Annotated in this window: 12 protein-coding genes; 1 reads left to right on the top strand and 11 read right to left on the bottom strand. The window is 72.8% G+C overall.

What is annotated here, in order from left to right; all coding sequences use genetic code 11:
• Positions 1-286 precede the first annotated feature (286 nt).
• From hpnH to hpnC, 7 genes are read right to left on the bottom strand one after another with little or no spacing between them, the layout of a single operon-like run.
• Positions 287-1,291, bottom strand: coding sequence for an adenosyl-hopene transferase HpnH (gene hpnH, locus FHX45_RS27520; RefSeq protein ID WP_167108030.1), 1,005 nt, complete (start codon positions 1,289-1,291; stop codon positions 287-289).
• A gap of 3 nt (positions 1,292-1,294) precedes the next feature.
• Positions 1,295-2,770, bottom strand: a complete 1,476-nt coding sequence (gene ispH / locus FHX45_RS27515; RefSeq protein WP_167108027.1) for a 4-hydroxy-3-methylbut-2-enyl diphosphate reductase — start codon at positions 2,768-2,770, stop codon at positions 1,295-1,297.
• The gene (gene shc / locus FHX45_RS27510) at positions 2,767-4,665 is read right to left on the bottom strand and encodes a squalene--hopene cyclase (RefSeq protein WP_167108024.1); all 1,899 of its coding nucleotides are present in this window, start codon (positions 4,663-4,665) and stop codon (positions 2,767-2,769) included. Before shc ends, ispH begins: the two co-directional genes overlap by 4 nt.
• Positions 4,665-5,672 carry a polyprenyl synthetase family protein gene (locus FHX45_RS27505; RefSeq protein WP_167108022.1) on the bottom strand — a complete coding sequence of 336 codons (1,008 nt, stop codon included), beginning with the start codon at positions 5,670-5,672 and terminating at the stop codon, positions 4,665-4,667. The genes shc and FHX45_RS27505 overlap by 1 nt, the downstream gene beginning before the upstream one ends.
• A complete protein-coding gene (hpnE, locus tag FHX45_RS27500) occupies positions 5,669-7,024 on the bottom strand; it encodes a hydroxysqualene dehydroxylase HpnE (RefSeq protein WP_167108019.1) in 1,356 nt (451 codons plus the stop codon). Before hpnE ends, FHX45_RS27505 begins: the two co-directional genes overlap by 4 nt.
• A complete protein-coding gene (gene hpnD, locus FHX45_RS27495) occupies positions 7,021-7,884 on the bottom strand; it encodes a presqualene diphosphate synthase HpnD (protein ID WP_167108016.1) in 864 nt (287 codons plus the stop codon). The genes hpnE and hpnD overlap by 4 nt, the downstream gene beginning before the upstream one ends.
• Positions 7,881-8,783 (bottom strand): squalene synthase HpnC, encoded by a 903-nt coding sequence (gene hpnC, locus FHX45_RS27490; RefSeq protein ID WP_167108013.1) that lies wholly within the window; start codon positions 8,781-8,783, stop codon positions 7,881-7,883. The genes hpnD and hpnC overlap by 4 nt, the downstream gene beginning before the upstream one ends.
• A gap of 137 nt (positions 8,784-8,920) precedes the next feature.
• On the opposite strand from hpnC, the gene FHX45_RS27485 reads away from it, so the two are divergent.
• Entirely contained in the window at positions 8,921-10,135 is a 1,215-nt protein-coding gene (locus FHX45_RS27485) for a PucR family transcriptional regulator (RefSeq protein WP_243869242.1), read from the top strand.
• Here FHX45_RS27485 and FHX45_RS27480 read toward each other — a convergent pair.
• The 4 genes from FHX45_RS27480 to FHX45_RS27465 all read right to left on the bottom strand — a co-directional run bounded on the left by FHX45_RS27480 (position 10,089) and on the right by FHX45_RS27465 (position 14,955).
• Entirely contained in the window at positions 10,089-12,149 is a 2,061-nt protein-coding gene (locus FHX45_RS27480) for a phosphatase PAP2 family protein (RefSeq protein ID WP_167108008.1), read from the bottom strand. The two genes, FHX45_RS27485 and FHX45_RS27480, sit on opposite strands and share 47 nt — an antisense overlap.
• A gap of 230 nt (positions 12,150-12,379) precedes the next feature.
• On the bottom strand, positions 12,380-13,063 hold the full coding sequence (locus FHX45_RS27475; protein ID WP_167108005.1) for a DUF3159 domain-containing protein: 684 nt from the start codon (positions 13,061-13,063) through the stop codon (positions 12,380-12,382).
• Positions 13,064-13,173: 110 nt separating this feature from the next.
• Positions 13,174-14,151, bottom strand: a complete 978-nt coding sequence (locus FHX45_RS27470) for a DMT family transporter (RefSeq protein WP_167108002.1) — start codon at positions 14,149-14,151, stop codon at positions 13,174-13,176.
• Between the two features lie 42 nt (positions 14,152-14,193).
• Positions 14,194-14,955: an SDR family NAD(P)-dependent oxidoreductase gene (locus tag FHX45_RS27465; RefSeq protein ID WP_167107999.1), complete on the bottom strand. Its 762-nt coding sequence runs from the start codon at positions 14,953-14,955 to the stop codon at positions 14,194-14,196.
• Between the last annotated feature and the right edge of the window lies 1 nt (position 14,956).

Genomic DNA, 14,956 nt, shown 5'->3' with positions numbered 1-14,956 from the left:
CGCGTCCCAGGGTCTCGGTATAGTTATACCGGAACCCTAACACTCGCCTGGTATAGAAATACCAGGGCCCTGGCGTACCGCGCGGGGAATCGTCCGCCGCACCGGCGAAGGCGATGCTCAGCGGACGTGGATCCCGCCGGACGCTACGGCGCCGCGATCGAAGAAGGCGTCCGCCACGGCGACGAGGACCGCCCCGCCGGGCGCATCGCGGTGGATCACCCGTTCTCCGGGAGTTGACCGGCGGCGCGGGGACGAACGGTGGTGGTCCCCGCGCGCCGGGTCCGGGTCAGACGCTGACCGCGGCGCGGATCGTCTCCTTGAGACTGCTCGTCGTCGCGATCACGGCCGTGGGTTCGTAACCGCAGTGCGCCATGCAGTTCGCGCACCTCGGGTCCTTGCCCCGGCCGAACTTGTCCCACTCGGTCTCCTCGATCAGCTCCCGCCAGGTCTTGGCGTAGCCGTCGTCGAGCAGGTAGCACGGCCGCTGCCAGCCCAGCAGCGAGTAGGACGGGATCCCCCACGGCGTGCACTCCAGGTCCCGCTTGCCCTCGATGAAGTCGAGGAACACCGGCGAGTGGTTGAGCCGCCACTTCTTGCGGCGCCCGTCGGCGAAGGCCTTGGCGAACAGCTCCCGCGTCTGCCGCACCCCGAGGAAGTGCTCCTGGTCCGGGGCCTTCTCGTAGGCGTACCCGGGCGAGAGCTGCATGTTGTCGACCTTGACGACGTCGTTGAGGTAGTCCAGCACGTCGATGACGTCCTGCGGGGTGTCGGTGTTGAAGAACGTCGTGTTCGTCATCACCTTGAAGCCCTTGGACTTCGCGAGCTGGATCGCGTCGACGGCCGCCTGGAACCCGCCCTCCTTGCGCACGGATGCGTCGTGCTTGTCCGCCAGCCCGTCGATGTGGACCATCCACGTGAAGTTCCGGTGCGGCTTGAACTTGTGGATGTGCTTGGGCAGCAGCAGCGCGTTCGTGCACAGGAACACGATCTTGTTGCGCTCCAGCAGGATGCGGGTGATCTCGTGGATCTGCGGGTGCATCAGCGGTTCACCACCGGCGATGGACACCATCGGCGCACCGCTCTCCTCCACCGCACCCACCGCCTGCTGCACCGGCATCCGCTGCTTGAGCAGGTGCGCCGGCTGCTGGATCTTCCCGCAACCACCGCACTTGAGGTTGCACGCGAACAGCGGTTCCAGCTCGACCAGGATCGCGTACTTGTCCTTGCGCAGCAGCTTCTGCTTGGCCAGGAACGCACCCAGCCGGATCGACTGGCGTAACGGCATCGCCATGGTCTAGCTCACCTCCCGGGGTAATGTGAAAACCACGTCCTCATCGGCCTCCGCGTGCTCGGTCACCGTCGACCGTCCCACGCCGCGCAGGCACCGCACCAGATCCGCCACCAGATCCGGTGGCGCCGAGGCGCCGGCGGTGATCCCGATCCGCCGCGCCCCGGCGAGCCAGCGCAAGTCCACTTCGGACACGTCGTCGACGAGCCGGGCCCGCGTTCCCCGCCGCCGTGCCACCTCGACCAGGCGCTGCGAGTTGGACGAGTTCGCCGAGCCGACCACGAGGACGAGGTCCGCCTCCTGGGCCACCCTCGTCACCGCGCGCTGCCGGTTCGTGGTGGCGTAACAGATGTCGTCGTGCCGCGGACCGGCGATCGACGGGAACCGCGTCCGCAGCACCGAGGCGATCTCCTCCGCCTCGTCGACGGCCAGCGTCGTCTGCATCGCGTAGGCCACGCCGGTCCCCTCGGGCACGCGCACCTGCGCCGCCGCCTCCGCGTCCTCGACCACCACGATCCGGTCGGGTGCCTCCCCCACGGTGCCCTCGACCTCCTCGTGGTCGACGTGGCCGATGAGGAACACGGTGTCGCCACGGCCGGTGTAGCGCTTGACCTCGCTGTGCACCTTCGTCACCAGCGGGCAGGTCGCGTCGACCACGCGCAGGTCCCGTGCCCGGGCCGCCGCGCGCACCGCGGGTGCGACCCCGTGCGCGGCGAGCACCGTGGTCGCGCCACGCGGGATTTCGTCGACCTCGGCGACGAACACGGCGCCCATCGCCTCCAGCCGCTGCACGACGTGCGCGTTGTGCACCACCTGGCGGCGCACATAGACCGGTGCGCCGTACCTCTCCAGCGCACGCTCGACGATCTGGATCGCCCGCTCGACCCCGGCGCAGAACGAGCGCGGGCTGGCGAGCAGCAGTTCACCGTCGCCCGCCGCTTCGCACCACTCGCGCAGCGCCGGCACCGCGGCCCGCAGCGAGCGCAGTCCGCTGATGCCGCGCAGCACGGTTCCCGGCCGCCACAGCGGCTGGTCCGGGGTGTCCACGATGGCGCGCACGACAGCCAGCGGGCCGGACAGGGTGGCGAACTCGGCGGACTCCATGTCGACCGCGATGGCCCCGCGGGCGGCGAACCGGGCCCGGTCCGCACCGTCCACGACGGACGGTGCCGACGCGACCGGTCCCGCGTGGACGCTCAGCCCGTGGCGCCGCAGCGCGGCCGCCAGCAACGGCGCGGACGGCAGCGGCACGCGACCGGCGGGCCCGTCGAGCGCGGTGGCCACCACCAGGTCCCCCGGTCGCACCTGCGGCACCAGCGCACCACCCACACCCGCCACGAGGACCGGCCGGCCGGCCGCGGTCAGCCGACGCGCCGACTCGGCCGCCCGGCGCGGGCCCATCCCGCCGCGCAGCACCGTCAGGCCCGGCACCCGCAGTGCCGCCGCCTCGACGCGCATCGGCGCGACCACCACGCCGGTCATGACCGTCCCAGGTAGCGGCCCAGCGCGGTCACCGGGAACACCAGCCGGTACAGGTGGTAGTTGATGTAGAAGTCACCGGGGAACCCGGTGCCGGTGAACTGCGGCTCGTCCCAGGTGCCGTCGGCGCGCTGGGTCTCCGCGAGCCATCGCACGCCGCGCTCGGTGACCGCCGAGTCCCGCTCCCCCGCGGCGATCAGCGCGAGCAGCGCCCACGCCGTCTGCGACGCGGTCGACTCGCCGCGCCCGGACCACGACGGGTCGCGGTAGGAGCGCAGGTCCTCACCCCAGCCGCCGTCAGCGTTCTGGTGCCCGGCCAGCCACCGCACCGCCCGCCGGATCGCCGGGGCCGACGTCGGCACCCCGGCCTCGACCAGCGCCGGCACCGCGGCGCCGGTGCCGTAGACGTAGTTCGCGCCCCAGCGGCCGAACCAGGAGCCGTCGGCCTCCTGGTGGTCCAGCAGCCACTCGATGCCGCGGCGGCACTCCCGGCTGCCGGCCTTGCCCTCCTTCGCGAGCATCTCGACCACGTGCGCGGTGACGTCGGCCGACGGCGGGTCGATCACCGCGCCGAAGTCGCAGAACGGCAGCTTGGTGGTCAGTTCCCGGGTGTTGTCGGCGTCGAAGGCGGCCCAGCCGCCGTCCCGGGACTGCATGCCGGTCACCCACTTCACGGCCCGGTCCAGGGCACCGGACAGGCGGGCGCGGTCCGGGTGCGCGACGCGGCGCAGGCCGAGCACGACCTCGGCGGTGTCGTCGGTGTCCGGGTAGAGGTCGTTGGCGAACTCGAACGCCCAGCCGCCCGGGTCGAGACCGGGGCGGCGCACCGCCCAGTCGCCCCGGACCGCGATCTCCTCGCCGAGCATCCAGTCGACGGCCTTGAGCACGTGCGGATCATCGGCGGGCGCCCCGGCGTCGAGCAGCGCGACGATCGCCAGCGCGGTGTCCCACACCGGCGACTGGCACGCCTCCAGCCGCCGCACGGTGCCCTCCGGCGTCTCCTCCCTGATGAGGAACCCGTCGAGTCCCGCCAGGCCGGCACGCATCGCCGGGTGGTCCAGCGAGTAGCCGAGCAGGTGCAGCGCGAGCAGCGAGTACACCCACGGCGGCTGGATGCCGCCCCACCCGCCGTCGGCCTCCTGCCGGGCCAGGATCCACTCCGCGGCCTGCCGCATCGCGAACTCGCGCACCGGTTTGACCGCGACCTTGGCGTAGAGGTGCAGCGCCTTGTCCAGGTAGTGGAACGCGCCCGGCCAGGTCCACGGCGCGACCAGCCCGCCGCGCCGGTTCCCGGTGCGCAGCTCGTCGATCCCGAACGGCAGCGGGCGGACCGGCCGCAGCGTGCTGACCACGGTCAGCGGCACCACGGTCTGGCGCGCCCAGCACGCCCAGTCGTAGACGTTGAGCGGCACCCACGACGGCAGCAGCACCAGCTCGGGCGGCATGGTGGGCAACTCGTCCCACGACCACAGCCCGAACAGCGCGAGCCAGATGCGGGTGAACACCCGGCTGGCCCCGACCCCACCGGAAGCCCGGACGAACTCGGCGGCGGCACGCATGTGCGGCTCGTCCGGCGAGTCGCCGGCCAGCCGCAGCGCCACCCACGCCTCCAGCGTGGTGGACAGGTCGCCGGGGCCGCCGTGGAAGGTGGCCCAGGTGCCGTCGGCGCGCTGCTGGGAGCGGATCCAGCGGGCCGCCTCCGCGGTCTCGGTGGCCGTCCGGATGCCGAGGAACTCCCGCATCAGCAGGTCCTCGGCGTCCATGGTCACGTTCGTCTGGAGCTCGCCCTTCCACCAGCCGCCGTCGCGTTGCAGGCCCTTGAGGTGGGCGACCGCGCGGTCGAGCGTGCCGGCCGGATCGAAACCGACCGCCCCGGAGACCTCCGAGGTCTGCGTCATCAAGCCTCCCTGGTCACGATGAACCGCGCGAGGGCCAGCAGCTCCGCGCGCACCCGCCCCGGGACCCCGGAGTCGGTGAGCTTGCGTTGTCCCGCCGCCATCCGTCGGTGGGCCTCCTCCAGCGCCCACGCGCGCCCCCCGGCCAGGTCGACCAGGTCGGCGGCGCGGCGCACCGCATCGTCGTCGGTGTCACCGCCGGTGAGCCACGCGGCCAGCTCCCGGCCGGGCGCGCCGCCGCGGGTCAGCGCGTAGGTGACCGGCAGGCTCTTCTTGCGGGCCCGCAGGTCGGAGTGCACCGGCTTGCCGGTCACCGACGGCTCGCCCCAGATGCCGAGCACGTCGTCGACGAGCTGGAAGGCCAGGCCCAGGTCGGCGCCGAACTCGGCGAGCGCGTCGACCACGCCGGGTGGCGCGCAGGCCAGCACCGCCCCGATCGCGGCGCTCGCGGACAGCAGCGCCCCGGTTTTCCCGCCGGCCATGTCCAGGCATTCGTCCAGCGTGACGTCGTCGCGTTGCTCGAAAGCGACGTCGAGGACCTGACCGCGGATCAGCTCGCCGACCGCCTCGGACAGCAGCCGCGCCGCGCCGACCGCACCCGGCCCGTCGGCCTCGAGCAGGACCTCGTTGGCGAGGGCGAGCAGGGCGTCCCCGGTGAGGATCGCGCTGGCCGCGCCGCGCACCGCCCACACCGTCGGCCGGTGGCGCCGCTCGGTGTCGCCGTCCATCAGGTCGTCGTGCAGCAGCGAGAAGTTGTGCACGAGTTCGACCGCGACCGCGCCGGGCAGCCCGGTCTCCGGGCGCGCACCGGCGGCCTCGGCCGACAGCAGGGCGAGGGCGGGGCGCACGGCCTTGCCGCCACCGGAGGTCGGGTTGCCGTCCAGGTCGGTCCAGCCGAGGTGGTAGTAGGCGATCGCGCGGCTGGCCGGGTCGAGCCGGTCGACGGCGGCCCGCATCGCGGGCAGGACGGCCTGCCTGCCCTGCTGCAGGGAATCGAGAACAGCGGTCATGCGGGTATCCCTTCCGATCGGCCCGGCACCCCCGCGGGGGCGCCGAGCACGGCTTGGGCGGCCGCCTCACCGCTGCGCACGGCGCCCTCCATGGTCGCCGGCCAGCCGGTGGCGGTCCACGCACCGGCCAGGACCAGCCCCGGGACGCGGGTGCGCGCGGGTGGGCGCAGTTGCGCGCACCCGGGCACCGGGCGGAACGTGGCGTGCCGCTCGCGGGTCACGAAGAAATCGAGGACCTGCGCGTCCCTTGCGGCCGGCAGCACCTGCCGCAGCGCCGGCAGCAGCCGCGCCCGCAGGACCCGCACCGGCAGCTCGATCTCCTCGACGGCGGCCGACAGCGAGATCGCCAGGTACTGGCCGTGGGCCAGCCCGGACGAGGCGGTGCGGTCGAAGACCCACTGCAACGGCGAGTCGACGACGGCGAAGAACGGAGCCTCGGTGACCCGGCGGTCGAGCACCACGTGCGCGTTCACGATCGGCGAGCTGCCGAGCCGGTCGGCGAAGTCCGCGGGCAGGCGCACCGTGCCCTCGGGCAGCAGCTTCGCCGCGACGGGCGGGGGCACGGCCAGCACGACCTGCTCGGCCGTCACCGGCTCGTCCGCGCCGATCCGCCAGCTCCCGTCCACCCGGGACAGGCCGGTGACCTTGGTGTTCAGCCGCACCCGCACGCCGGCCGCGGTCAGCCGGGCCAGCGCCGGCTCGCCGTGCAGCCGGCGCAGCGGGACGGTCGCCCAACCGATGTCGGCGGCGGAGGCGTCGGTGAGCAGCCCGACCTGGAACACCGTCGCGGCCAGGCCCAGCGAGGCCTGCTCGGCGGGGGCATTGAGCGTCGCGATGCCGACCAGGTCCCAGAGCTTGGTGACGGCCTCCCGGCTCTGGCCGTGCGCGGCCAGCCACTCGCCGAACGTGCGCCGGTCCGAAGCCGGCGCGGCGGGGTCCACGGCCTTGAGCGCGAGCGCGGCGCCGGCGAAGCGCATCCGGTCGCCGAGGCCGAGCGGGGCGTACCGCAGCACCGAGTCCGCCAGGTGCAGCGGCGCGGGCAGCGGGTTGCGGCGCAGCCACGCCGGACGGCGCAGCCGGGGCGAGCGCACCGGGATCTCCAGGCGTGGCTGGAGGTGGACGCGGTCGGTCACACCGAGCCGGCGCAGCAGCCCGAGGTAGGCGGTGCAGCAGCGCAGGAAGACGTGCTGCCCGTTGTCGACGTGCAGCCCGTCGCGGGTGAACGAGTGCGTGAGACCGCCGAGCACGCCGCGCGACTCGATCAGCGTCACCTCGTGCCCGGCGTCGGCACAGCGCAGGGCCGCGGTGATCCCGGCGAGCCCGCCACCGACGACCGCGACCCGCTGCCTCATGCCGCCCGCCCGCCCAGGGCGCGGAACGCCACGCCCAGCTTCTCCCGCCCGGACAGCGACAGCCGCCGGTCGTACACGGCGGAGGGCTGCTCGGCGATGCGGTCCAGCAGCTGCCGGTAGATACCGGCCATCGCCAGGCAGCACGCCCCGCTGCGGCGGTCCAGCAGCGGCCCCAGCCGCAGCCCGTCGGCGTACCACTCGCGGGCGCGGGCCGCGCTGTGCCGGATGAGGTTCGCCAGGCCGCCGTGCGGATCGGCCAGCACGCCCCGCTCGTCGACGGCCAGCTCGACGCCGAACGCGTCGAGATCCGCCGCGGGCAGGTAGACCCGGCCGGTGAGGAGGTCCTCGCGGATGTCGCGCAGGATGTTGGTCTGCTGCAACGCGATGCCGAGCGCGTCGGCGTAGTGCGCGGCGTGCGGGTGCGGCCGGTGACCGAACACGCCGAGGCACAGCCGGCCGATCGACCCGGCCACGCACCGGCAGTACTCGGTCAGCTCGTCGAAAGTGCCGTAGCGGCGGCCCTCGATGTCCATCCAGACACCGTCGAGCAGTTCCTCGAAGGCCTCCAGCGGTACCGGGTAGCGGCGGGCGGCGTCGGCGACCGCGACCAGCACCGGGTCCGTGCTGCGGTCGAGCGCGGAGAGCTCCTTGCGGACCGTCTCCAGCTGCGCGGCCTTCTCCTCGAGCGGCAGGTCGCCGTCGCCGATGTCGTCCACGCGGCGCGCCAGCGCGTACACCGCGCACAGCGCCGAGCGGCGCTCCCTGGTGAGCAGCCGGATGCCCCAGTAGAAGTTGCGGGCCTCCGTCCTGGTGATGTCCTCGCAGGTGGCGTAGGCCTGTGCGATCGTCGGGGTCGTCACGAGAACCGACCACCTTCCCGGATCCGGCGGACATGGGCGGCCGGGCGCACCAGCAGGGCGATCAGGTGCGCCAGGACATCGGGCTTGCGCGGGCGCGGGGTGCCGGACAGGACGTCCCAGCGAACCCGGCGCAACGCGTCGAGAGTGGCCAGCCCCCCGGCGACATAACCCGCCACGGCCAGGCGCGCCCAGCCGTGCAGGCGGTCCAGCAGCGCCGCGCCCTCGGTCAGCAGGTCCAGCGCGCGAGCGCACTGCGCGGCCACGGCGAGCCGCACCGGGCGGCTGGTGACGCGCGCGTCCAGGTCGGTGGCGGTGGCGCCGAACGCGGCGAGGTCGGCCTCCGGCAGGTAGACCCGCCCGTTGCGGCGGTCCTCGGCGACGTCCTGGCAGTGCTCGATGAGCTGGAGCGCGGTGCAGACCCGGTCGGACAGGCGCTCGGCCTCGGCGTCGCGCACGCCGAAGATCCGGAGCACGATGCGGCCGACCGGGTCGGCGGAGAGCACGCAGTACCTCTCCAGCTCGGCCTGCGTGGCATAGGCGGCGACACGCTGGTCCTGGAGGTTGGCCCGCACCAGCCGGGTGAACGGTTCGAGTTCCAGATCCCGGCGCCGAATCGCGGGCACAAGATCACGCAATACCCGTTCGTGTGGTTGCTCGCCCCGGAAGGCGCGTTCCAGATCGTTCTGGAACCGCAGCAACCCGGCCGTGCGCTCGGCCGCCGCGCCGGCCGCTTCGTCGCCCAGGTCGTCGATGACGCGTGCCACGTCGTAGACCGCACCCAGGTCCGCACGCAGGTCACGGGGAAGAATCCGCAGCGCTACCGGAAAGTTCTCGGCCTGCTTCTTTTCGCGCAGCACGCGGTCGTCGACCGTGCCGGAACCAGCGGGTGCGGGAGCCATCGCCTCATAATCACTCGGGCCCCGAGGCGAATTCTTCGCACCGGAAACAAGAATGGAGAAGCCCCGGTTGTCACGAGCTGACAGTATTGACCCGGACGATGGACGGCACGCGGGCTGGGCGAGTGGGGGTCCACGACATGGCGGGCAGACGGACGGAGACCAGCGACGGCAAGCTGGCGCATCTCGCGGCGGCGACCTCCCAACGGCTGCCGCGGATGCTGGACGACGTCGCACGGCTGCTCGACGAGCACTGGCCGGACTACGCCGAGTTCATCGTCACCGAGCGGGACGAGGTCCTGGTCTCGGCCAACATGTTCCTGCAGCGCCTGCTCCGGATGGCCAAGTGGGACATCGCCGAGCTGTCCGGGATCGCCGAGGGGGCCGACCGGTTCGGCGAACAGCCGCTGTTCGAGGAGATCGGGCGTGCGCAGTGGCAGCAGGGCCGCGATCTGACGAGCCTGCTCTCGGCGTACCAGATCGGTGCGCGCGTGGCGTGGCACCACGTCGCCGAGGTCGCGCTGGAGGTCGGAGTCCCCTCCGACATGTTCGCCTCGCTGGCCGAGGCGGTGTTCATCTTCGTGGACCAGCTGTCCTCGGCCTCGGCGCGCGGATACGTGCTGGAGCAGTCGGAATCCGCGGCCACCCGGGAACGGCTGCGCGACGAGCTCGCGGACATGCTGCTGTCGGACCGTTCCGATTCCGCCGCGATCCGCGCCGCGGCGGCCCGCGTGGACTGGCCGTTGCCGCGGCAGGCCGCGGTGGTGCTGGTCGAGCCGGACAACCCGGTCGGCAGCGCCCTCCTGGGGCGGCTGGGGCAGTCCTGCCTGCACGTCCGGCGGCAGCGCCTGGTCTGCGCGATCGTGCCCGATCCGGGTGGGCCGCAACGCCGCCAGTGGCTGTCGTCGGCGTTGCGCGGTGCCGGAGCGGTGGTCGGGCACGCGGTGGCCCTGGAACACCTGCCGGCCAGCATGCACATCGCCGAGCTGGCCGCGCAGCTGCGCCGCGACCACGTGCTGACCGACGATCCGGTGTTCGTGGACGAGCACCTGGACTCGCTCATCGTGCACCGGGACGCGAAGCTGTTCGACGCCTTCCGCCACCAGTGCCTCGCTCCCCTGGCGCACCTGGGGCCGGTGACGCGCAAGCGGTTGTGCGAAACGCTCGCCTGCTGGCTGCGGCACCTCGGCGACCGCCGGGCGATGGCGGAGGAACTGCACATCCACCCGCAGACCGTGCGCTACCGGATGGCCCAGTTGCGGGAGCTGTTCGGGGAGAGCCTGGACGATCCGGACAACCGGCGCCGGCTCACGCTCGCCCTCGCCTGGGGCGGGTCCGAACCGGACGACCTGTGAGGACTCGGTCCAGTTCCGCCAGCACCGCGCGGAACGCGGCGAGCAACTCGTCCACACTGTCCACGAGCGCCGCGTCCACGGTGGCACTGAGGGAGAACGACCCGTACCAGCCGAGCACGCCGATGGTGAACGGGGTGCCCGGTGCGAGCGGGATGATGGCGAACGCGGTGCGCAGCGGGAAATGCCGGAAATTCACCTGCCACGACGCCCCGGGCATGTTGGACACCGTGCCGTTGAAGAACCGTGCATTGTAGACAGTCCGGGCGAACCAGGCGTGCACGCACGCAGGCAGCAGACCGGCCACCGTGTGCTGCACGAACCGGGACGCGACGACCCGGGTGCCGGTGCGCAGCCGTCGGGTGGCCTTGGCGATCCGCCGGAGGCGCTCGGCCTCGGGCATGTCCCCCAATGGGATGTCGACCATCACCGCGGCGGTGACGTTGCCCTCCGCGCCCGGCCGGGGTTCGGCGGCCATCAGCGTGACCGACGTGAGCATCGACTCGGGCAGCGGCGTGACCGCCACCCGGCGCAGTGCGCCCGCGACCCCACCCAGCAGCAGGTCGGTGACCCGGACGCCGTGCTTGCGCGCCAGCTCGCGGACGTCGTCGAGCGGGATCTGCAGGGTGGCGTAGCGGCGATCCGGCGGGTTCCGGGCCGGCAGCCGGGACTTCGGCCGCCCGTCGGTGGCCAGCTGCGCCAGGCCCACCGCCCCGGCGGCGACCTTCTGCAGGACCGTGGGCCGTGTCGTCTCGTTGAGCCCCTCCAGCAGGCTCGGCGAGTCGAACAGGTCGAGCATCAGGCTGATCGTGCCGATGCCGTCGGCGACGGCGTGGTGCACCAGCGAGATCACCGCGGCGGTGTTCGTCTCGACACCCCGCACGACCACGAACCGCCACAGCGGCCGGTCCCGCGGCAGGGGTTCACCCTGGAACCGGGCGACCAGCTTGTGCAGCTCCCCCATGCCGCCGGGGGTGCCGTCCGGGCGGGTGAGGTCGAACTCGGGAACGTGCCAGTCCCAGTCGAGATCGGGATGCGGCACCCAGTACTGCCGCCGCCAGGGCGAGTACTCCGACAGGCGCTGGGTGTAGCGGGGCAGGTCGGCGAGCTTGTCCCGGATCGCGGCCCGGACCCAGGCACCCGCCGGGCCGGCGGGGTCGGCCGAGGTGTCCAGCATGATGAGACCGCCCACGTGCTGCGGGTACGCGGGCGTTTCCACGTGCAGGAAGAACGTGTCGGAGGCGGGCACCCGGTCCACCGGCCGGGCGACCCGGGCGAGCCCGGTCGCCGCGGCGATGAGCACGGCGGCGCCGACGGCATCCACCCAGTAGTGGTTGCCGGTGGCGATGATGACCGCGAACGTGACGAGCACGTGCACCGCGCTGACGATCTGCACCATCCAGCCGCCGCTGATGCGCGCGAGGACCACCGACACCCACAACGCCCAGCCGACGTGCAGGGACGGCATCGCGGCCAGCTGGTTGGCGCCCTGCAACGCCGGGGAGCCCCAGGACAGGAACGTGTGCCCCAGGCGGACGGTGTCGACGAACCCGGCACCCGGGAGCATCCGGGGCGGCGCGACCGGGAACAGCCAGAAACAGGCGAGGGCGAACAGGTTGAGCCAGACGAAACTGGTGCGCACCGACCGGTAGTGGGCCGGGTAGCGGGCGTGCACCCAGATCAGCAGGACGAGGGCGCTGACGATGTAGGTGATCGCGTACTCGTAGTTGGCGGCGACCCGGAGCCAGCCCTGCCCGGCGAGCCACTGGTTGACCGGCAGCTCGAAGTCGAGGTGCAGCATCCGCTCGAACGCCAGCAACGCCTCGCCGCCGGCGTGGGCCCGCGCCTCACGATCGGGCAGCGGCAACGCCTCGACCAGCAGGTAGACGCCGAACACGGCGAGGCCGAGCAGCAGCTCACCCCACCAGCTCGGACGCCGGAGGGCCGCCGTGCGGCCATCCGCGACCACCGGGGACCGGGAGCGGAAACCGACCGTGAGCACACCGTCATATATCACGGTTCACCGTCACGGCGCTCGCCGCGAACCCGCCCGGAACAGCCAAGCCACCACCATGAGCAGCCAACACACCGCCCGGAGGGGCCAACACACCACCCCGCGCGTGTTCGCCGCCCGCGGCGCCGTGTTCGCCGGTCCGCGCGGCGTGTTGGCCGAGCGCGGCGGCGTGTTGGGCGGTTTGCGTGCGCGGGCCGGGTGTGGAGAGGGTGCGGGAGAGGAAGGGCCGCGGGTCAGGCGGCGGCGGGGGCCGGGCTGCGTCCGGCCAGGCGGAGCGTCACGCCGTCGCGGCGGAGCTTGCGCCAGCCGTGCGCGGTGCAGACCGCCACGGTGAGCGCGGTCAGCAGGCCGCTGAGGAGGCCGCGCGACATCAGGCCGGCCTCGACGCCCCAGTGCAGGAAACCCAGGGTCATCCCGGCGTCGATGAGGCGCGAACCGCCCCACATCAGGGCCACCTCGACGAACACTCGGTTCACCGTGCGGTGCTTGAACAGCTCCGCGGGCAGCCGCACGAAGTCCTTGGCCAGGCGGGCCGTGATGGGCCGGCCGATCATCGCGCTGCCGACGAAGATGACGAACATCAGCACCGATCCGAGGACCGGTTGCAACACGTACACCGCCGCGCTGGACGTGATCAGCGCGACCGCGGCGCGTCCGATCAGCATGGCGGTGCACAGCAGCAGCGTGCGGGGCAGGTCGCGCTTCATCAGCCGTCGCGCGCCGATGACGAACGCGCTCCAGCCGATGACCGCGCACAAGGCCGGCACGAGACCGACCATGTGCAGCAGCAGCGCCAGCAGCACGGTCGGCACGATGACGGTCTCGAGCAGCATGATGACTGCGTCCTTGACCGTTTTGCCCAGGTGCGGGATTTCGATCACCAGGTGGCGCTCGCCGGACGACGCTCGGTGGTGCACGGGTTCCAGCCTCCAAGGGTCTGCCTGGACTGCGCGGGGGCAGCGCACTCATCGACAGGCTCTGTGGGTTCCACTGCCCGCCCGGGCGAAACCTGCGCCGGAAACCTGAATTATTCCTGTGCGAGGGTGTCCGAAGAACGACGCCGGGCGGGGACGGTTCCGGAGAACCTATCACCTCCGGGGTAAACCCCGCGTTGGGCGGACCGGCTCGCTTCGGCCTGGACGCTCGGCGAGTGCGCCAGCCCGAACACGCCGAGGCTGAGCAGCACGGCGGCGCCGGCGGTGGCGGCCAGCGGACCGGGCTCGGTCACCAGGGTCGCGTTGAACGCCAGTAGTCCCAGGAAATAGCTGGCGGCGGGGTTGACGATGGACATGACGGCGATCGCCGCGGACAGCGACCCCGACCCGTACGCCTGCTGGCCGAGCAGCAGCCCGGACAGGGTCGACAGCGCGAGGACGTAACCCGGCCAGGTGATGGCGGTGTGAGCGACACCCTCGTTCAACAGCAGATCGGTGGTCACCTTCATCATGGCCGCGCTGATCGCGTAGCAGATCCCGGCCGCGGCCGCGATGAGCGCGCTGTGCACGAGCGGGCCGCGGTGCTGGGCGACCTGGACGAGGGTGACGACGGTGGCGGCGGCGATCAGCACCGCGATCAGCAGGCGGCCCTGGTCCGGCGGCCCGTCCAGGGGTGCGGCCCCCTCGACCGCGAGGAACACCACCACGCCCCCGGTGATGGCGAGCCCGGCCAGCCAGTCCCGCAGCGGCGGCCAGCGCCGGATCGCGGCCGAGGCCATCGGCAGCGCGAACAGCAGCTCGGTGACCAGCAGCGGCTGCACGAGCGCGATCGAGCCGAAGTGCAGCGCGGCGGCCTGGCTGAAAAATCCCAACAGGTTGGTCGCCCACCCGGCGAGCCACACCCTCTTGCGCAACAGCTTGCGGATCAGCCACAGTACGGGGACCCGGTGCCGTGCGGCGCGACCGTCGACGTCGCTGTCGGCAACCTCGATCACCGCGCGTCGTTGCAGCGCGGCGGACGCGGCGAACAGGAATGCCGCGGCGAATCCGAGGAAGACCGGGACTAGCACGTCACTTGTCAGCGCTTCCAGTGGCGGAAAGATTCCGGGGCCTCAGCTCGAGCCCCCGAATCGGGCAGACAGTGCACGGTACACCGAAGGCACCGTCGCCCGCACCACTGTCGGCAGCCGCAGCCAGCGCGGGACGTACTGCTCCGCACGCTCCGCGGTGACCGCTTCGAGCACCGCGGCGGCGACCGTGGCCGCCGGGACCGGTTTCGGGCTCCGCCGCTGGTAGGGGCGGCCGCGGCGGGCAAAGAACGCGGTGTCCACCACCCCGGGCACGACGACCCCGACGTGCACCCCGGTACCGGCCAGTTCGAGCCGTAAGCTCTCCGCGAACACGTCAACCCCGGCCTTGGCCGCCGAGTAGACGCACTCCCCCGCGACCCCTGTCCGTCCCGCGATGGAGGTGACGAAGACCACCGCCGCGCGGGGCCGCGCCAGCAGCCGGGGCAGCAGCGCACGGGTCAGTTCGAGCGGGGCGGCGAGGTTCACGTCGAGCAACCGCCGTACGTCCGGACCGGACATCTCGGCCACCGCCCCCGCCCAGCCCAGGCCGGCGTTGTTGACGAGCACGTCGATCCGCTCCGCCCGCCGCGCGATCTCCTCCGCGGCCGCCTCGGCCGCGCCGGGCTCGGCGAAGTCGGCGCGGATCGCGACGGCGCCGGTGCGGTCGGCGATCGCGGCGAGCCGGTCACCGTCGCGGCCCTGCAGCACGAGGCGAGCACCGGCCTCGTGCAGCCGGAGCGCGGTGGCGGCCCCGATGCCGGAGGAGGCACCGGTGACCACTGCGACCGCACCGCGGACGTCCACC

Origin of the sequence: Amycolatopsis granulosa (assembly GCF_011758745.1) — a bacterium.
Lineage (GTDB): Bacteria > Actinomycetota > Actinomycetes > Mycobacteriales > Pseudonocardiaceae > Amycolatopsis_E > Amycolatopsis_E granulosa.
This window is presented reverse-complemented; position numbering and strand designations above follow the sequence as displayed.